The organism is Sphingobacteriia bacterium (assembly GCA_017304685.1).
GTDB lineage: Bacteria > Pseudomonadota > Alphaproteobacteria > Rickettsiales > 33-17 > JAFKLR01.
In genome coordinates this window covers 733,483-751,879 of sequence record JAFKLR010000003.1, presented here as the reverse complement: position 1 = coordinate 751,879, position 18,397 = coordinate 733,483, and the positions used below count along the sequence as shown (strand labels likewise).

At 28.0% G+C, this 18,397-nt stretch carries 13 protein-coding genes and 3 tRNA genes; 5 read left to right on the top strand and 11 right to left on the bottom strand.

Features of this window, described 5'->3' with window-relative positions:
• Window positions 1–128 precede the first annotated feature (128 nt).
• Window positions 129–204, top strand: a tRNA-Arg gene (locus J0H68_03585).
• 7 nt (window positions 205–211) lie between these two features.
• Here J0H68_03585 and J0H68_03580 read toward each other — a convergent pair.
• From J0H68_03580 to J0H68_03565, 4 genes are all read right to left on the bottom strand, one after another.
• Window positions 212–1,492 carry a hypothetical protein gene (locus tag J0H68_03580; protein ID MBN8827768.1) on the bottom strand — a complete coding sequence of 427 codons (1,281 nt, stop codon included), beginning with the start codon at window positions 1,490–1,492 and terminating at the stop codon, window positions 212–214.
• A 228-nt stretch (window positions 1,493–1,720) separates the two neighbouring features.
• Window positions 1,721–2,029, bottom strand: coding sequence for a DUF2671 domain-containing protein (locus tag J0H68_03575; GenBank protein ID MBN8827767.1), 309 nt, complete (start codon window positions 2,027–2,029; stop codon window positions 1,721–1,723).
• A 151-nt stretch (window positions 2,030–2,180) separates the two neighbouring features.
• Complete coding sequence (gene htpG / locus J0H68_03570) at window positions 2,181–4,046, bottom strand: molecular chaperone HtpG (protein ID MBN8827766.1); 1,866 nt, start codon at window positions 4,044–4,046, stop codon at window positions 2,181–2,183.
• A 157-nt stretch (window positions 4,047–4,203) separates the two neighbouring features.
• A tRNA-Arg gene (locus J0H68_03565) sits at window positions 4,204–4,280 on the bottom strand.
• Between the two features lie 212 nt (window positions 4,281–4,492).
• On the opposite strand from J0H68_03565, the gene J0H68_03560 reads away from it, so the two are divergent.
• Window positions 4,493–4,702 carry a hypothetical protein gene (locus J0H68_03560; GenBank protein ID MBN8827765.1) on the top strand — a complete coding sequence of 70 codons (210 nt, stop codon included), beginning with the start codon at window positions 4,493–4,495 and terminating at the stop codon, window positions 4,700–4,702.
• Here the strand turns inward: J0H68_03560 and J0H68_03555 are convergent.
• The 6 genes from J0H68_03555 to J0H68_03530 form a co-directional block, all read right to left on the bottom strand.
• Window positions 4,699–5,574, bottom strand: coding sequence for a lysophospholipid acyltransferase family protein (locus J0H68_03555; protein ID MBN8827764.1), 876 nt, complete (start codon window positions 5,572–5,574; stop codon window positions 4,699–4,701). The two genes, J0H68_03560 and J0H68_03555, sit on opposite strands and share 4 nt — an antisense overlap.
• A 16-nt stretch (window positions 5,575–5,590) precedes the next feature.
• Window positions 5,591–5,666 (bottom strand) — tRNA-Ile (locus J0H68_03550).
• 132 nt (window positions 5,667–5,798) lie between these two features.
• Window positions 5,799–6,653 carry a GNAT family N-acetyltransferase gene (locus J0H68_03545; GenBank protein MBN8827763.1) on the bottom strand — a complete coding sequence of 285 codons (855 nt, stop codon included), beginning with the start codon at window positions 6,651–6,653 and terminating at the stop codon, window positions 5,799–5,801.
• Between the two features lie 345 nt (window positions 6,654–6,998).
• Window positions 6,999–7,208: a cold-shock protein gene (locus J0H68_03540; protein ID MBN8827762.1), complete on the bottom strand. Its 210-nt coding sequence runs from the start codon at window positions 7,206–7,208 to the stop codon at window positions 6,999–7,001.
• 302 nt (window positions 7,209–7,510) lie between these two features.
• Window positions 7,511–8,290, bottom strand: coding sequence for a phosphatase PAP2 family protein (locus J0H68_03535; GenBank protein MBN8827761.1), 780 nt, complete (start codon window positions 8,288–8,290; stop codon window positions 7,511–7,513).
• A gap of 34 nt (window positions 8,291–8,324) precedes the next feature.
• Window positions 8,325–9,572: a hypothetical protein gene (locus J0H68_03530; GenBank protein MBN8827760.1), complete on the bottom strand. Its 1,248-nt coding sequence runs from the start codon at window positions 9,570–9,572 to the stop codon at window positions 8,325–8,327.
• A gap of 204 nt (window positions 9,573–9,776) precedes the next feature.
• Here J0H68_03530 and umuD point away from each other — a divergent pair, with 204 nt between their 5' ends.
• From umuD to J0H68_03515, 3 genes are all read left to right on the top strand, one after another.
• The gene (gene umuD / locus J0H68_03525; GenBank protein MBN8827759.1) at window positions 9,777–10,205 is read left to right on the top strand and encodes a translesion error-prone DNA polymerase V autoproteolytic subunit; all 429 of its coding nucleotides are present in this window, start codon (window positions 9,777–9,779) and stop codon (window positions 10,203–10,205) included.
• Between the two features lie 171 nt (window positions 10,206–10,376).
• A complete protein-coding gene (locus tag J0H68_03520; GenBank protein ID MBN8827758.1) occupies window positions 10,377–11,549 on the top strand; it encodes a hypothetical protein in 1,173 nt (390 codons plus the stop codon).
• A 69-nt stretch (window positions 11,550–11,618) separates the two neighbouring features.
• The gene (locus tag J0H68_03515) at window positions 11,619–12,857 is read left to right on the top strand and encodes a Y-family DNA polymerase (GenBank protein ID MBN8827757.1); all 1,239 of its coding nucleotides are present in this window, start codon (window positions 11,619–11,621) and stop codon (window positions 12,855–12,857) included.
• A gap of 123 nt (window positions 12,858–12,980) precedes the next feature.
• Here J0H68_03515 and J0H68_03510 read toward each other — a convergent pair whose 3' ends face one another.
• Window positions 12,981–18,317 (bottom strand): hypothetical protein, encoded by a 5,337-nt coding sequence (locus J0H68_03510; GenBank protein ID MBN8827756.1) that lies wholly within the window; start codon window positions 18,315–18,317, stop codon window positions 12,981–12,983.
• Window positions 18,318–18,397: the final 80 nt, after the last annotated feature.

Here is an 18,397-nt window from a genome sequence, read left to right as displayed (position 1 = left end):
AACTAATAATTTAACATTAGAAATAATTATTTTTAATTTTATTTACAGAATTTTTAATAAATTATATCTAAAAGATAATGAGTTTTAGCTTGAAAAGGGTAGTTTTATAACGTATTTTATCATCATTTGCACCTGTAGCTCAGTGGATAGAGCGTTACCCTCCGAAGGTGAAGGTCGGGCGTTCGAATCGCCCCAGGTGTACCAAATTTAATTAGTTTGACTTACGGTAAATTGTTTGTTCTTTTAATAGTATTAAAGAATCCTCTTCTTTTTTCCTCAAGCTTTCTGAGGGTTCATCTTTAATTTTAGCTGGAACAAACTCATCTATTTTTTTATCTAGAATATGGCTTAATAATTCTTCATTTGCATTATTTAAGCTATTTTGAATTAAATAACTGCCTGCTAACGATAAAGAAGGAATTGCAATCATTAAATGCGCAGCAGTATATGAAGTTACTAAGTTAAATAGGGCAGTTAGTATCACTAAACACAATGTAAATATTGGTAATAAATTGTATCTATCTTTTTCAAGTTCTTTAATTTCTTTAAATTGTTCATCTAAAAGTTTGGTAATATCATTTCTTATAATATCAGTTATAAATTTAGATTGCTCGTCGTCAGGGCTAATCAATGTACACAATTTAGTTATATTGTTCTCTGAAACTGAGGGTTTAAGTCCAAATGTTTTTGCTGTTAATAACGCATATAAGTAATGTTCTATTTTAGCTTCAATATTATCATTATCTGATATTGAGCTTTTATTCAACATGTCATGTAAGAGTATTCTCAAATATAAATTACTTAAAGTACCTCTGTTAGAAAAATTTTGAATAAAAATCTTATCATTTAATTTGATATCATATAATTCTAACAATAAATTATAAACACTTGCTATGCCGCAAAAGATTTTATCTTCTTGTGCTAATCTATTATTAATGAATTCAATTTCAACTTCGGGATTCCGGTTGCTATGATCTGCTGAAAATTTTTTTATAAAAGGCTTAATAGAATCAATTATTCTATTTTCTGCTTTTAACTTTCTTTCAGAATTTTCAAAGTCAGTTCCTAAAGAATCAAAGATTTTAATTTTATAAATTATATTATTATCATTAATTATTTCAGTACTTAATATAAGTGTTATCCAGTGATCTCCATGAGATTGCATAATAACGGGTAAAATTTTATTACTGCGTCCATTGATTATTTCTATTAGTTCAGGATAATCTTCATCTTTAAGATGTCCATCTTCTAGGTCAGTTAGTTTTTCAAGTTCTATTCCAAAAAGAAATTTTAACAAATAAGCTTTTTGAGTAATATATTCAGAGGAATTTAATTTATCGACTAAGGCTTCTAGGTGGGAGGTTTCTACTTCTTTATTAATTAAAGTAATAGATTTTTGTTCTATTTCACTTTTTGTTGGAGAGAAATAGTTATTTGCACTCGCAAAAGTAGTGGACATATAAGTTAATAAATGGCTCATTAATTTACTCATAAATTTCTCCAAAGAGAGGGAATTTAAGTAATATAACAACTTTAATTTTATACAAAAGTTAAGTTGTGTCAACTGAAAGTAACTATTAACTAAATGTTTTTTAATAATTATTAATTTATTATGTTGGTACGCGCTATAATGCAACTTATGATTGTATAAATATATATAAAAAAATGGCTGTTAAAGCCATTTTTTTATATATAGATTCTTTAGCAAAAAAGGCAGGAGTTATGCCATTTCACCTTCTAAGTCATCAACTAATTCATCAGCGTTATTAAGAAAATCGTCTTTTTTAACTCTTTTCATTCTACCGCCATTGTTTACACGAATCATTTTACCTTTTTTCTTATCATAGGTATAATGAAAGGTAACGGTTTTTGTTTCAGTAATATAAATGTCACCGTTAGCCATCTGGATAACGTCGCAACCTTTATTAAGAGCTTCAGAAACTAAAGAAGAAGATTTTCTTACGTAGTTAACATCACCCATAATTTCTAATTCATCTTCAGATCTAATTGCTGTATTTTCATTCAACATTGTAGTAACTCCTTGTGATTTAACAAAATTAACTTTTTGTTATCTAAATAATAACAAATTTACTTAAAAAATGCAATAGCAAAACATTAAGTGTATACAATTTTTTTACAAATTAACCCTTTTAAGGTTAATAAAAAATTAAACTTATTTGTTACAAGTAAGCTTTTTTTAATACATTTGTAACAAAATTAGCGAATTCACTAGCATCATTAACTGGTTCACCTTCAACGATGCATGCCTGATCAAAGAGGATTTTTATAAGCATATCATCTTCAGGTCCAAAACTTTCCTTATTTGCCAAATAGTTAATGATATCATGCTTAGGATTAATTTCAAAAATCTTAGCTGAACCACTATTTAGCTGTTTTTGTTCTAGCAAGAAACGTTCCATTCTTATGTCCATTGCACCTTCAGGCACAGAGAGACAAGTTGGACTTTCTGTTAACTTCTTGGAAAGCTTAACTTCTTTTATACTATCACCAAGCAGGGATTTTATATGATTAGTTAATTTTGTAAATCTTTCTTTAGTGTCTTCTTCGTCTTTTTTTGCCTCTTCAGATAAGTTATTGTTTTCTAAGTCAATTTCAGAACGTGTAATCGATTTAATTTCTTTTTCCTTATATTCTTGAACAACATTTACCCAAAATTCATCAACATGATCATTAAATAAAAGCACTTCTATGCCGCGTGATACAAAACCTTCTAATTGTGGGCTTTTCCTCAATGATTCTAAAGAATCGCCTGTTAGATAATATATAGTGTTTTGCCCTTCTTTCATTCTTGAAATGTAATCAGCAAGGCTTACGGTTTGTTCATTATCATGAGTACTATTGAAACGACATACTTCAAGAATATCGTCTCTAAATTCACCGCCTTCGCACAAGCCTTCTTTAAGTACTGCTCCAAAGTTTTCCCAAAATGCTTTATATTCTTCTAAATTATTTTCAGCTTTTTTCTTCAGTTCGCTCAGTACTCTTTTAATAATTGCACGTTTTATTTTTTCTAAAACTGCGTTATGTTGTAAGGTTTCACGGCTAATATTCAAAGGTAAATCTTGAGAATCAACCACCCCTCTTAAGAATCTTAAATATGCAGGAATTAATTCAACTTGTTCGGTTATAAATACCTTTTTTATATATAATTTTACACGTGCCATTCTATCTGGATGAAAGAGGTCAAAAGGTTTACGGCTTGGAATAAAAAGAAGATTAGTAAATTCTACTAACCCTTCATTTCTATTATGTAATACCATCCACGGATCATCAAATTGATGTGAAACCGCTTTATAAAAATTCTTATATTCCTCATCGCTAATTTCAGATTTACTCTTTGTCCAAAGAGCAGATGAGCTATTTAAGTTTTCTTCTTTACCTTCTGAATCAATAAAGGTTATTGGTGCTGAAATATGATCTGAATATGTTTTGACAACATAACTTACTCTATGACGGTCTAAATATTCTTTAGAATTCTCACGTAATTTTAAAATTATTTTTGTTCCACGTTTATCATAATTATCTTCTTTTATTGTAAATTCACCATCTCCTAACGATTTCCATTCCCATGCTTCATCGCTTCCTGCGCGACGCGATTTTACAGTTACACTTTCAGCAACCATGAATGATGAATAAAACCCAACCCCAAATTGCCCAATAAGTTGAGTATCTTTTTTAGCATCACCTGTAATTTGCTCTAAGAAGGCCTGAGTTCCTGATTTTGCAATAGTACCAAGATTATTAATAAGCTCATCTTTGCTCATACCGATACCATTATCAGTAATTGTAATGGTTCCATCTTGCTCATTTGTTTCAATTGTAATTTTATAATTATGGTCATCTTTTGAAAGATCAGGATTAGTTATTGATAAATAGCGAAGTTTATCAATAGCATCTGATGAGTTTGAAATAAGTTCACGAAGGAAAATATCTTTATTGGTATATAAAGAATGAATCATTAGTTGAAGAATTTTTCCAACTTCTGCATTAAATTGATGTTTAGTTTCATTAATTGTTTCAGTCATATATTACCTATTTATACCTAATTGCTTTTGTTAAAGGTATATATAGTTATTAAGTAAAAAAAATCAATAACCATTAGGTAAATTAAATAATAAATTTAGCTAGGTAGGATTATAAATATTAAGTAGAACTAATGTAAAAAATAAAGAAAGAGTTTAATGGCGCACCCTGAGCGACTCGAACGCCCGACCTTTTGATTCGTAGTCAAATGCTCTATCCAGCTGAGCTAAGGGTGCTATTGAGTGGCGATTATACAAAAAAAGCCTATGTTGTCAAGCTTGGTCTAAGAATATTATATAAGTTTATTATATATTGAGACCACTTATTAATTTATAGTTCATAATTAAAAATTGAAATTATTGTTAAAAAGTCTTTTCATTTAATTCAATTGAAGTAAAATAAAAATATATAATAAACAGAATTTTAACCTTTTGTGAGGGAGGAAAAGATGTTTAGTAATATCTTTGCTATAATTAAAAATAAAACCCTATTTCAGCCTCCTAAAGAACCTCCAGAAATCCCGCAAGAATTTCCTGTAGAAGAACCAAATGATGAACCAGAAGAAGATCCAAGAGAAATACCCAATGAGCCTCTACATGATGTAGGGGCAGAAGAAGATGATGAGGAAGACGAAGAATACGAAGAAGAAAATTATTAAGACCATCTTTTATGAACCCAGAACCATTGCTCAGGTGATTCATGAATCCAGGTGCCAATTATATCATTTAACTGTTGGGTTAAATCGCTATAGTTTGTTGGTTTTTGTAAATGTTCATCTAAATATGGGCCTATTTTAATTTTAAATTTTGGTTCCATGTTAATTCGCTCAATTCGTGCCATAATAATTGGCATTTTATATTTACATGAAAGTTCTGCGGCAAATGTAGAAGTATTAGCAGATTTACCTAAAAAATTAGATTTTATACCTGTGTTTAACTTTTGATCAACCAGCATACATAAAATGAAATTTTCACTTTGAAGTAATGTTTTTACTAAATTGCGAGCTCCTTGTATGCCTTTATCGAATAAACCTTTTACATATTTTAAGCGAATTTTATTAATTTCACGATCAAAGTATTTGTTATTGGCATGACGATAAATTAGATAAAAAGGTATGTTAAAATAATTAGCAACTTTAGGAGCTATTTCCCAATTACCGAAATGACCAGAAACTATTATTACTTTTGGATGTTCTTTAAGGTATTTTTGTAAGTTTTGTAACTCAGAATGTTCAACTAAATTCAAAATTTCTTCTTTCGATAATGAATTTAATTTAACAAATTCACCAAAATTCCTTCCTAAATGTTCCCATACTTTCTCTATAATTACCTTTATTTCTTCATCTGTTTTTTCTGGATAAATGTTTTTTAAATTCTTATAAGCTATTTTTGAAGCTTTGTGAAATTTACCTATAGATTTTGCTAGTTTTCCACAAATATTTGAAGCAGTGTTAAAGGAAAAAAAGATTAAGATAAAACGGAAAAATAAAAAGAGAAGGTGTAAGAAAAAATTTGTAATGCGTTTTAACATATTAATTGAGCATAAGTGGTGGGCCTGGCAGGATTCGAACCTACGACAACACCGTTATGAGCGGTGCGTTCTAACCACTGAACTACAGGCCCAGTTGAAAGGGGATTATACAAGAAAAGTTTTTCTAGTCTAGTATTTTTTAAATAAATTTATGAAAAAAAATTGAGGATGAAATCAATAAGCATAATAAGTAATTATTTATTAGCTTAAACTCTATATTCAGGTCAGGGGTTAGTCTCGGACACGATAGTCCCTTGATGATAAAGTATTTTCCATTTATCATTTTGCTTACGCCAAATTGTTGATCTTCTTGTAATTCTTGTATTGTTTTGAATAAGAATATAAGTCAATAAATAATTGTTTGGAGCTATTTGCATAATTTTAAAGTCTTTAGCTTCCCAAATATCGTGGTAATTTGGGTCATTGTAACGAATAGGTAATATTTCAAGAGCGTCCTGCTGTGTATATACATTCCCTGATGCTCCTACTTCCCAAAATCCTTCGCACATTTGTTCTAAAATATCTTGCTCATTTTTTCCAAATTTATCCGGATGGTGGAATATAGGTTCTCTAGATTTTAATTCCTCAAATACTGTATTCAAATCAATTTTATAATTTTTTTCAAAGAATTTTTGAAATGTAACGCCATCTAAATTATTTTCATAAAAATTTGGCATAATATATGCTTCATTAAAACCAATAGAAGTGTAAAATTTTCTACCATTAAAATTATTAATTGGAGTATCTACAAAAATGCCTCGGTTATCGTTAGCTTTAGAGGAGTTTTCTATGGATTTAACGAGTTTTTTTGCAATTCCGAGTCTTCTAAAATCTGGGTGTACAATTAGCCCATGTATATGACTCAATCTATTCCAATTATAATGTTCAACTTGAATAAAGCCAACAATTACATCGTTATTGATAGCAACTTGAATTTCCCCTGTATTACGTGTGCAAAGGTTTTTTATTGCCTCTAATTGACCATTTATATATTGGTTATCCCACTCAGTAATTTTTAGGATTTCTTCAATTGATATAATATCTTTTTCTTCAAATATTCTAATTACAATATTAACCATTAATTTTTCTCATCAAATGATAAATTGGATTATATTTCCAATTTTTAATATTAGTAATTTACTTAAATAATGTTTTTGTAAAGCTTAAAAATTTTTGGGAGCGATAAGAACGAAATAAACTTTTTGAAAATTTGTATTTTTTAGATTTTAAAATGTTTGGGATTTGATTTTACTAAATTAAAACATTTTTTTTAATAAATTTGCTTTAATTTCTTTTTTATCAAATCCCAAATTTTGAGTATACACCTCTATTAGCCTCGCGGCTAAAACTTTCTTACAGTCTATTTATGATTGATCTATGAGATAGGATTTCGTACGCTCTTTATAATGTGTTACTTAATAATCTTAGTCAACTTTAAGATTAATTGCAGAAGTTCTGCCTTGTTTGTTTTCTAAATCGAAACTAACTGACTGACCTTCATTTAAAGTTCTAATCCCAGCTGATTGAAGAGCTGAAATATGAACAAACACATCTTTTTCACCAGTTTCTGGTGCAATAAAACCATAACCTTTTGTATTATTGAACCATTTAACGGTACCTTTAACTTCTGCCATCGATATTCTCCTAAGTTCGGCGTTAAGTATAAAAAGTGAGCGTAAGTCAAAAATTAAACTAAAGAATTAATTTCTTTAATTTAAGCCTGGCTTGAAAATTACGTTATATCCTGTCATAAATGTCAAACATTTAAAATAGTTTAGCAATTTTCATAACTCGCTTTTAATAAAAAATAACTCAGAATGATTTTAAAAGCAATGATTATAAATTACTTAATGAGATTTTATTAGTAAAAATTTATCATATAGGGGTTAAAGTATTAATTTTTGCAATTTTTTTAATAAATAACGCGTAGTATTAGTTAATTTTTTATTTTATTTGTTATATTAGCTATCTTTTCTGCGGCAAAACTTACCCAAAAAGTTAAAATAAAGAATTGGGCAAAAATAGCTACGTTAGATTTGAATACTTGTTTTAACAAATAAGGGGCAAATAAATAAATTAATACAGCACCTGCAACTCCAAGCGGTAAGGTAATATATGTTTTCGATTTGAGATTTTGAGCCAGCGTTAAATAGTAACCTGTGCTAAATCCGAATAATCCTCCACAAGCAAGCCAAAGATTATTATGCGATTTAGACGCTACATTGATTAAAAATAAACTTACCCAGGCAAGTAAAAACCCTAAAAGTGGAACTATGGCTTCATCTTTACGATTAGTTATTAATTTGAATAACATTAACTCAACTAACCCAAACCCAATTGCTCCTAAAATATCAATAATATTATGATATCTAAGGTAAACTAAAGCGAAACCTATACAAATCATTAAAGCGCCAACGAAAAAACGAATGATAATATTTTTGTATTCCCAGAATATTATCCCCCAAAATACAAAAGCGGTTTGCATGTGACCACTTGGAAAAGCCCAGCCTATTTTACCTATTGTAGGATTTAAAGGTATTTTAAATATAGATTTTAAATATGCGTTTAAAGGCATAGTTATTAAAATTAAAATTATAGCTTTAGAAAAAGTCTTTTTTGAAATTGCTAAGAATCCAATAGTCGCAATTAACGTAACAATACGTGTATCAGTTAAAGATAAAATCAAATGACTAAAATTAATTAAAATATCGTCCATAAGTTCCTATATATAGTTTTCATTTTATTAGCAGCTAAATTTTCTTTTGTGAAGAAGATTTATTATTTAAAGAAAGGGCTTCTTCTATCTCTTGAAGTGAAATATCTATTATATTACGCCAACCGAGCGAAGAAGGTGAATTAAAATTATCATCAGGAATTTCTTGAGTGTTTTCTAAATCCATTGAATCTTCAAGCATTCTTTTTTCAGGAAAATGGATAAAATACCTAATAAACGTTTCTTTTTGAGAAGAGCTTAAACTGCTAGGAAAATTTAATGATTTTGAAATTATTTCCCAATTTAATTCCTTAGGAAGTGTAGCAAATAAAAAGTTAATATCGTATTTTAAAACTGCTAAATTAAAAAATTCCTTAAAAACATTTTTTCCAGCTTTTGAGTTTTTTATTTTTTGAACAATTTTAAGAAATTCGTTTTCAATTTGTGTAATAGTATAATTTTTTTTAATGAGCTTATACTCTATCTCTACAAAAACACTAGGTAATATATATTTTAAACTTTCAATAAAATTATGTTTATCATTTTTTGTAATTGGAAAAAATTTATCTAAATTATGAATAAAGCTTACTAAACTTGTCATATTCATATTATTTATAATAAGATCAGCCACTTTATAATGCTTATGTATAACTGAAAGTATTAATCCTTCAAAATCTCTTGAAATAAATAGAATTTGTTTTTTTTCTTTTGGTGCTTCTTTTATAAGTAAATCTACTATTTCGTAATTTCCATGCCTGCATGCAAGAGCAAAAAAATAAGGATTATTATTGAATATAGTGTTTAATAAGCCTAAGTTTTTTGCGATCTTAAGAAAATGCTGGGCTAATTCAAAGTGATTATACTCGCAAACTAAATCAAATCCTAAATACTCGCCTGTTGAAAGCATTTCTTCCAAATCAGCGCAAAATTGTAAGAAAATATTGAAAAATTTTATATCTCCTTCCTTGCAGGCGAAAATAAAAGGAAAGTACTGACATTTTAAGTCTTCGCCGTTATTTGTAGTATAAAATATAGCTCTACATGCTAAAGCTTTGTTCTTGATTTTATAAAATTTATTATTGTGTAGATATTCTAAAATATCCTCAACCATCTTATAATTCTTTTGTATTATCGCGGTTTTAAATATTAAAAAATCATGAGTATTTACCAATTGCTGTATCGCAATAGGATTGTCGCTATTAAATATTTTATAAAATGGTTCAGAATTGTTTTCATCAAGCTCTTTACCAATTTTTAAATATTGTGATGTAGAAAGTTTGCCCATTTGTATCTCATAAATATGCTATTATATCTTTTTAATGATAAATTAAATTTTGTAAATGGGAATTTAAAGTATTAGTTTAAGAGTCAATTAAAACCACTTTAGTTATATTAGGAATAAAATTGCTTAACTTTTAGTTGGTTGTATTATGAATTTAAATAAGATAAAACTAAAATAAGAATATTAAATTATTATAATATTAAAGAAATGACATTTGTTAAAGAAATTTTTGATACAAATAACTTAAGTTCACTTGAAATAGAAATAAGCGCTTCTAAAATCTCGGCAGGCTTTCCTTCGCCAGCAGATGATTTTATTGAAAGAAAACTTGATTTAAACGATTATCTTATAAATCACCCTGCTTCTAGCTTTTTAGTAAGGGTAGGTGGTGATTCTATGATAAACGCAGGAATTCTTGAAAATGATATATTAATTGTTGATAAATCCCTTCAGGCTATTCACAGTAAAATAGTAATAGCAATTATAGATAATGACCTAACAGTTAAAAGGCTTTATAAAAAAAATGGTAAAATTATGCTAATACCTGAAAATGAAAACTATTTACCTATAACTTTTGAAAACGAACAACAGCTTCAAATATGGGGAGTAGTTACAGGAATGGTAAGAAAGTTTTAATAAATAATTGAAAAATATATTTATTAGAAGGTTATAATTCTTATTTTCAATTAATTACAATTATAAATCTTGAAATTACAATAAGTTAAAAAATATTTAACAAATTAACTAATTCTTAATGTAATTTATGTTACTATTATTATATGCAAAGAATAATAATGGGGCCATAAAATGAAAAATAATAAAACAGCTATAATCGTTGGTGAAATGCATTATGATATTGAAAATTCAACTGTTTTTGCCTCACAATTAGAAAATTTAAAAGGTAAAGGTTTTGAAAGAGTTTATTTTGAAAACCATGATCGTTTTGATAGTCTTGAATTGTACGAGCAAAATTATTTAAAAAATTCTTCATTAGTAAATCCTCTGGAAGAGTTAAAAAAAATTTCAATAGATGACCCTGCTTATGTGAAGTTAAATACAGAGTTTCTTAGTAAAGGATATGAAAATGTTTCTAAAGAAATAAGGGAAAGTGATATAGAATTTCAAAAAAGTGTGGTTGATAGGTTACAATATACATCACTACTTACTGTTAAAAATGTTGTAGAAAAGTTAAAAGACTTAGATATGACCGTTGAATTAAAAATTGATAGCAATCATAATCTTGCCGAAGAGTTTGAAAAAAGACAAGGAAAGGCTCAAAACTTGTTAGGGGAAATTTATGCAATTATCTCTCCTACTAAAATTTTTAATAACTTCACCGCAATATTTCAACCTGATTTTTTAAAAAAAATTGAAGAAAGTAAAGCATTAAGCGATAAAGAGTTTGAAACTCTAAAATATAAATTAAACGAATTACAAAGTATTATCCAAGATCCTAACGCCATGTCTGAAGAAGAATTAATTCATGTAAGAGATAAGTTTATGGCTAATGAAATATTGAAAAAATCTAACGGTGAAAATGTAATTGTAAAAGTTGGTGGGCTACATTCTTCAGGAATAGCTAAACATTTATCTAATGAAGGATATAATGTAATTAGTATTTTTCCATATGGGAAAACAACACTAGAATGTTGGAAAGCTGCAAAAATATTAAATGATCCTAAGGCTGAAATTATGACACAAATTATAGAAGAAAAAGGGGTGATTATCAAAAATGAAAACGGTACTGTAATTACTAAAGATGCTTTTTTCATTGAAGGCAATGAAGGTGGAAAAGAATTTATGAAACTTGTTGAACAAGGTATGGAAACTATTCAAGCTCAATCTAGAAGTGAAGAAAAAACAGGAAATGAGATTGATGATATTTCTAGTAAATTAAAAAGTGTTCAATTAGGTTCAAGTGGTAGCTTTGCCTCAAGAATTGCTTCTTCAAATAATGAGCCTGGACTCGGAAGAAAATAAATAATAGATTTTATTGATTATTTTGGTTATTAATAAGATTAGTATTTAATAAATCTCTAATAACCTATTATGTTTGCCCTCGTTGACTGTAATAATTTTTTTGTTTCCTGTGAGCGAGTTTTTAAGCCTAAGCTACATAACCAACCTGTTGTGGTTTTATCAAATAATGATGGTTGCGTTATTGCAAGGTCAAATGAAGCTAAAGCACTTAATATTCCAATGGGTGTTCCTGTTTTTAAAGTTAAAGACATAATAGCACAGCATAATGTCCAAATGTTTTCATCTAATTTTGAACTTTATGGCGATATGTCAGCAAGAGTTATGCAAATCCTTTATGAAAACTGTCCTAAAATGGAAATTTACTCAATAGATGAAGCTTTTTTAGATTTAAGCTCTATTAAAAACGTTGAAGAATTTATTATAGATTTACAAAATAAAGTTTTTAAATGGACAGGTCTTCCTATTTCGATTGGTGTAGGACCTACTAAGGTACTTGCAAAAACTGCTAATTACTTTGCTAAAAAGCATGTTTGTAATTATTTATACATAATTAACGGTGATAATATTGATGAATGTTTAGCAAAATTTCCAGTAGGTGAAGTGTGGGGAGTAGGGCGGAGGCTTGCTGAAAGATTAAAAGCTTTCAATATTCACACAGCGCTTGATTTGGCTAATATGGATAATAAATTTATTAGAAAAATTCATAATGTGATTTTAGAAAGGCTACACTTAGAATTAAACGGCATTCAGTGCCTTAAAGTCGATGATGTAGAAGAACCAAATAAAAAATCAATTGCCTCAACTCGTTCATTTGGAAAAGCTTTAGAGAATATTGCTGATATTGAAGAAGCTATTTCAAATTATATTGCAACCGCTTCTTTAAAGCTTAGAAAGCAAAAAAGTTTAGCGAGAGCTATGCAAATTTACATTAGAACTAACAGATTTAAAGTAAATCATTCTTATATGTCTAAAACTATTATTTTTTCTGATCCAACGGATGATACTTCATTCATGATAACCAGCGCTAAAAAAGCACTAAAAGAATTGTTTGTTGCAGGATTAAAATATAATAAAGCAGGTATATTATTATTTGATTTTATTCCAAAATCTGAAGTCCAAATTTCCCTAATTAGTGAACATAAACCTAATGAAAAATTAATGGCGGTTATGGATAAGGTTAATTCTAATATGAAAAAGAAAGTTTTATTTTTTGCCGCTCAAGGAATAAAACGTGAATGGCAAATGAAATCGGGGAAACGCTCAAATAGGTATACTACCGAGTGGAATGAGCTATTAGAAGTAAAATAAGAATTAATAAATTATTTAGCCTTCTGGTTATTTTTCCACAATTTTTCTAAACCCGTGGCTTTTACGAAAAATATTATGCGGAAAGAAATAAGGAAGAGGAATTAATTCTTTCTTATTCAAATATTATTGTCCTTTACCAGAGTGACTTAACGGACCAATAGAAGCATTTTGCTCGATTTCAGCTCTTTTGCTATCTTTCTGACGTGTTTTATTTGATAAAGTTTTACACGCTTGGGTTAGTGAATCAAAAGAAGTTTTATCGAATTTAATTTTATTTTCGGTTATAGCTTTAATTATTTTACTAACCACTTGCTCTTTATTAAACTCTGCAAATTTAATATTTGCACGATCAAATTTTGTGTTAACAAAAGTTACGTTATTCATTTTAGAAAAATCAATAGTAGAATCGCTGAAGTTAAAGCCAACAAATGATTTATCATTTATTTCAAAATCTATTGTAACACCTCTGAAGTCAAGGTTTCTAAGCCTTGAACCAGTTGGAGATAGACGAGAAGATTTTTTATATGCATCTGTATCACGAATTAAAGAACCAACATCTTCTTGTGAAGTAACAGATGCAGCAATTGGAGCGTTAGCTAAAGCAAGTTCTTTTGAGCTTACTGAAGTTTTTAGAGCTTCACTTAAATTCTCACCAAGAGTGCTTCTACCAATAACAAATTCATAAACTGAAGTAATAATTAAACCAATAAAGCTTATGATCACATTAAATATAAAACTAATAAAGCTAAAATCAAAAGCTGCATGGGTTGCAATATTTAAAGCGTTAAAGCCCATAGCGAGTTTTTGAGTGAATGAACTTTCTCTGTTAAGGCTATCAATTAACCCCTTTAAAGCTCTTGCATTTCTTGGTTTTGAAGCGAATTCAAGAATTGGGGTGATATCATTATATACAAATTTAGGTATACCAAGTCCTGTAAGGCTTGAACCGAGAATACTTGTAACCTGCTTTTTAGCTTCAGGATTGTTTTTAATTAAATTAATTAAATTACGTGCGTAATTATCGCCACCATTACCGAGTTTTTCAAAGAATCTAGCAGCAATAGTCATTCCTAATTTTGTGTAAGAATTATTTATAGCTTTTTCAGCTTCGGTAAGTTGTTTTGCTTGGTCATTTGTAACCTTAGGTTCTGCCATCATTTTACGTACGTAGTTTAAACCAAGATTTAGTAATTCTTGATTCTTATCTATGTTCTTACTATTAAATATATTATTTAATGCTTCATCAAAAACTTTAATGACTTTGTCATTTTGTGTCCCAGAGAATTCATCATTAAGGGTTTTTAATTGTTTAAGAATATCAGCATTAGCTTTATCTTTTTGCTTTTTTGCCTCTGCTTCATTTTTAGGTTTAACTGAAGGGTTTTTTAAAGAATTATTTATAATATCTCTTATAGCTGAAGAAGCTAAAGCGATATTAACTAAACCTGGCAGGATTTCAGCAGAGTAATTAACTAACCCATATAAGTTTTTCTTTAATTTGAAATCTTTAACAAGATCATTATTTTCAATGTTAAGGTAAGAAATAACAGTGTTAATAAATTCATCCTGAATAATACTATTTTCCTGCGTTTCTGGTCCGTTCACTTTCTTAGTTAAGAATTCCAATAATTGCTTAATTTTAGTTTCAATTACTTCATTAGGAAATTCTTCGCTTAATTGAAATTTACCATTCATAAATTGAATAGCTATAGTTGCTAAGTTTTCATCTAAAATATTTGAATCTATAAGCTGATTTAAAGTATCACCATTAATTATAATAGAAATTAAATCCTTTAGTCGTTCTTTGAATTCAACGACCTTATTCTTATTTTTATTAGTGACCGTTATAATGTCTAATAAAGAATCATCAATGTTAATGTAACTTATTACAGTTTTAACTAAAGCTTCTTTAACTTCTACATCATCAGTAGATTTAAGAATTTCAATAGCTACATTTTTAAGTACTAAAATGTCATTTGCTTTAAGTTTTTTATAATCAAAACCTTCACTTACCATTTTTAATAACAAAGCAATAGTATCGTTATCAAGCGCTTGAGAGTTCTTAGAGAATAATTTTGAAATAATATCTTTTTCAACTAACATTAAAATAAGATTGGTAGCATCTTCTTTAAATATTGTTTGCCTTTGAATTTTTTCAAAATATTTTGCAATTTCTTTACCACTTGCATTTTCTTTTGGCTTTTCAACCATTTCAAGCACTTTAAGGTTCTCTAAAATTTTAGGTAAGCTTTCTTTTAAAGAGTTTTTATTTTCATTTAAATATGTAACAACGCTTTCTTTAATTGTGGCAAACATTTTAAAAGCGTATCCTTGTGGTATAAACTCATTACGTTGAAGTTCTACAAGTAATTTGCTTGCAAAAGCTTTTGCAATGTCAGGTTTGTTAGGATTTATTACTTCTTTTGGTTTGTTTTCTTCTTTAGCTTCAGGCTCAGCTTTTAAGCTTTCAACGGCCATTTTAATAGAACCAATAATAAGTTCAGAGGTTAGCAATTTATTATTATCTTCATTAAATAGAGCTTTAAGAGAACGGTCAAAAGAGTCAATAAATTTAGGGTTTTTTAGAATTTCAGTAGCAAGTAATTCTAACTGAGTTTGCATAAATTTAACAGCTTCATCTTTTTGCTTTTTCTTTTCGTCTTCTGTTTCAGCTTTCTTTTTAGTAATTAAAGAATCATCAATAATATTTCTAATAGCTTTTGAACTTAAAACTAATTCTAATAAAACAGGATTACTTTGTATTAATTTAAACAATATACTTAAATTCTTATTCAAATTAAAGTCGGTTACTAAGTTTGAGTTTTCAACGCTTAAATAAGCTATAATTGTTTCTGTAAATAAAGAATTTAATTCTTTATCATTAATAACATTAAGAATAGCAAGAAGTTTTGATATAAAGTTTTTAGATTTATTTGCATCAAACTCTTTAATATTTGGTGAGTTTTGCATAATATCTTTTAAAACTGCAAATGTTTCTTCATCCAAAACTTTATTTTCAATTAAAGCAACTAATTTTCCAGAATCAACTAGCTTTATAATTAGTTCTTCTGCTTTTATTTTAAAATGTTCAATCTTTGCATTTCGCGCGAAATTATGCGCTTTATGCTCTTCAATTTTTTGAGCTTCTTCTTCGTCAACTACAATTTCAAGCCCTTTTTTTTCACTTTCCATTTCTTGCTTAAACAGATCTAAAATTTGATTATTTGCAAATATTACTGGAAGAGTATCTTTTAAAGTATTTTTGCATTCATCATTTGATAAATATACTTTTAGTGTTTCAATAATGTTTCTAGCATATTCTGCATTTTCCCCTTTATTTGCAAAGCTACTTAGTATTTTATTAATAATAGCTTTAGTAAATTTGTTTTCTGCCTTATCTTTCTCTATTTTCTTTTCATTATCTTCTTTGTCTTCTACTTTATCTACATTAACGTTATTGTTTTGAGCTGCTTCTTCTTGTTGCTTTTCAATAGGTTTACTAATGAATTTAAGTGTTCCATTAATAAGTTTTAAAAAAAGAGGGCGGTTATTTTCTTTAAGTAGCGTATTTAACGCCAAATCAAGCTTATAATTTAATAATCCGTCTTCACCACCTTTAAGTTCAAGTTCAGAGCCAAATCGATTAAGTTCATTTGTCATGAACTTTTCGGTTTTTTTCTTATTAAGATCGGTAATTATCTTATTTATTATATCTTCTTTTATTCCTAATCTCTCAAACTCACCAATTAAAAATTTTTGAACTTCCTCAAAATTTGGTTTATCATTAATTTTTTCGATTAAAGTTTTTTTATCCTTTTCTTCGATGTTTAATTTATTAACTTCATCCGCTATAAATTTTTTATCTTCTTCATCAACTTCAAAAGTTTTGTTATTTAATGTGGCATCAATAATATTTCTAATAGCATGTGAATGAAGAGCTGCTTCAATTAACTCAGGAAATGCTTGAGTAAAATCAAGGATATCAAAAATATTATTATCTTTATCTAGCGAGAAATCTTTAACAATTTCTTTGTTTTCAATATTTAAATAATCAACAATTACTTTGCCTAATTCATTACGGAGCCCTTCAGCTTTAAATTCGCCAAGTAAAGTTTGAATATTGTTTTTTAAATGTATAATCTGACGCCCATTAAGACTTTTTACACTTTTAAGGTCATTTAAAATTTCTAAAACTCTGGGCAAAGTCTTTCCTGTAAGTAATTTTTCTTTATTAATTACTTCAATTATTAATTGTTCAGTGCTTTTTTTAAAACGCGCAAGAGCTTCTAGATCAAATGCTTTTAATTTTTCAGGGTCGGTAGGAAGATTAACAATGTTATCTAATATACCATAATGTTTAAGTATTAAGGGAATCGATTCTTTTAAATTATCTTTATTTGTTTTTAATAATTCTCTTAATAAAATTTCTAATTGGCCAATTACGGCTCTACCTTCTTTTGATTCAATAAGGTTTTTTACAAAATCATTCTTATCTTTCACATATCCAAAAGAGTACAATCCTCTAGCTAATGTAAATTTTCCATCAAGGTTTTTAATGTATGTGGCAAGTAGTCCATAAATTTGTTTTGTAGAAATTTGCTCTTCAGTTAGCACTTCCTTTTTCTTTTCTGCTTTTGAAGGAGAGAAATAATTACCTATTTTTCCGAATGTGTTTCCGATACCACTTACTAAATCATAACCTGCTGATGCGAGTGTATTAACACCTAAGGTTTCGACCCAGCCATCACCTTGTAAATTTTGTCCACTATTAACAAGTAAAAAATAAGTTATTTTTTCTAAAATAGATTCAATATATTCAGGGTCGTTATATTTTTCATAATCTTCAGCGTATTTTATAAAGTTTTTGCGTAAAGCTTCTTTTAATGGTTGACCTAATTTTTCAGGAGTTAAACGATCTTTTGGGATATCTTTTCCAAAAATGTCTATTAAGGGCTTAAGAGCTAAAGCAATTTCTTCGGAATATCTATTAGTAATTTCTTTCCATTTAGCTTTATAATCTTTATTATTTTTGTCTTCAAGTATAAAACCATTTTGTTTTATAAAAGAAAATAGCCAATCAATGTTTGCATTATATAATAGTTCCTCATTACTACTATAAACAACTTCATTGAATATCATATTTTTAGTAGTATTTTTTTTATATATTATTACAAGTTGCTTTAAATTAGCAATAACTGTAGATGAATAATTACCAGAAAGGTCAGCCCACTTTGGATGTTCAGGATTTTTTAAAAAATCATAATCAGTTTGAATTAATGAATGAATTTTTTCAATATCATTTTCATTAATTAGTTGTGGGTTTACAACCCCATAATGTCTGAAAGCAGAGTTAAATTTATCTGAAATAAAAGTTTTCTTCATTTTGCTGGAAAAAGTATCTAAATCTTTTTTTACCTGTTCAAAAGAAGGCTTAACTTGGTTTGGTGATGAATTTAACATAAGTTTCTGCTTTATAAGTTAAAAATTTAATTTATTTTTAATACATATTATTAATTAATTAAATTATAACATTTTTAACC

What these genes read in the sequence shown, in the direction of transcription:
- J0H68_03580 (MBN8827768.1), bottom strand. Translation starts at nt 1,492, where the DNA reads ATGAGTAAATTAATGAGCCATTTATTAACTTATATGTCCACTACTTTT.
- J0H68_03575 (MBN8827767.1), bottom strand. Translation starts at nt 2,029, where the DNA reads ATGTTGAATGAAAATACAGCAATTAGATCTGAAGATGAATTAGAAATT.
- htpG (MBN8827766.1), bottom strand. Translation starts at nt 4,046, where the DNA reads ATGACTGAAACAATTAATGAAACTAAACATCAATTTAATGCAGAAGTT.
- J0H68_03560 (MBN8827765.1), top strand. Translation starts at nt 4,493, where the DNA reads ATGTTTAGTAATATCTTTGCTATAATTAAAAATAAAACCCTATTTCAG.
- J0H68_03555 (MBN8827764.1), bottom strand. Translation starts at nt 5,574, where the DNA reads ATGTTAAAACGCATTACAAATTTTTTCTTACACCTTCTCTTTTTATTT.
- J0H68_03545 (MBN8827763.1), bottom strand. Translation starts at nt 6,653, where the DNA reads ATGGTTAATATTGTAATTAGAATATTTGAAGAAAAAGATATTATATCA.
- J0H68_03540 (MBN8827762.1), bottom strand. Translation starts at nt 7,208, where the DNA reads ATGGCAGAAGTTAAAGGTACCGTTAAATGGTTCAATAATACAAAAGGT.
- J0H68_03535 (MBN8827761.1), bottom strand. Translation starts at nt 8,290, where the DNA reads ATGGACGATATTTTAATTAATTTTAGTCATTTGATTTTATCTTTAACT.
- J0H68_03530 (MBN8827760.1), bottom strand. Translation starts at nt 9,572, where the DNA reads ATGGGCAAACTTTCTACATCACAATATTTAAAAATTGGTAAAGAGCTT.
- umuD (MBN8827759.1), top strand. Translation starts at nt 9,777, where the DNA reads ATGACATTTGTTAAAGAAATTTTTGATACAAATAACTTAAGTTCACTT.
- J0H68_03520 (MBN8827758.1), top strand. Translation starts at nt 10,377, where the DNA reads ATGAAAAATAATAAAACAGCTATAATCGTTGGTGAAATGCATTATGAT.
- J0H68_03515 (MBN8827757.1), top strand. Translation starts at nt 11,619, where the DNA reads ATGTTTGCCCTCGTTGACTGTAATAATTTTTTTGTTTCCTGTGAGCGA.
- J0H68_03510 (MBN8827756.1), bottom strand. Translation starts at nt 18,317, where the DNA reads ATGTTAAATTCATCACCAAACCAAGTTAAGCCTTCTTTTGAACAGGTA.